Source organism: Adlercreutzia equolifaciens (assembly GCF_029076695.1).
GTDB lineage: Bacteria > Actinomycetota > Coriobacteriia > Coriobacteriales > Eggerthellaceae > Adlercreutzia > Adlercreutzia equolifaciens_A.
Genome location: NZ_JARFIK010000657.1, coordinates 1 through 287, shown reverse-complemented (window position 1 = coordinate 287; position 287 = coordinate 1). Strand labels below are relative to the sequence as shown.

The following is a 287-nucleotide window of genomic DNA, read 5'->3' as shown; positions in this document are numbered from 1 at the left end:
CAATTATTGCAGCAGTTGACAGCGGAAAAGCAGATTTTGGTGCGGCTGGTATGACTGTTACAAAGGAAAGAGAGAAACAGGTAGATTTTTCTGATTCCTATTACACAGGAAAACAGATGATCATCGTTAAGAAATAATCCAGAAGAGTAGGATGAGAACATGCAAGAATTGAAAAGTAGTTTTATTTCGAATTTTATAGATGATAACCGCTGGAGATATATTACAGATGGTCTGAAGATCACTTTGCTGGTTACTGTATTTGCAGTATTGATTGGTGTAGTACTTGG

The 287-nt window shown here is 36.6% G+C and carries 1 protein-coding gene; it reads left to right on the top strand.

From position 1 onward, the window contains the following. Positions 1-2 precede the first annotated feature (2 nt). Positions 3-137, top strand: a complete 135-nt coding sequence (locus PZH32_RS14200; protein ID WP_343074588.1) for a transporter substrate-binding domain-containing protein — start codon at positions 3-5, stop codon at positions 135-137. Positions 138-287: the final 150 nt, after the last annotated feature.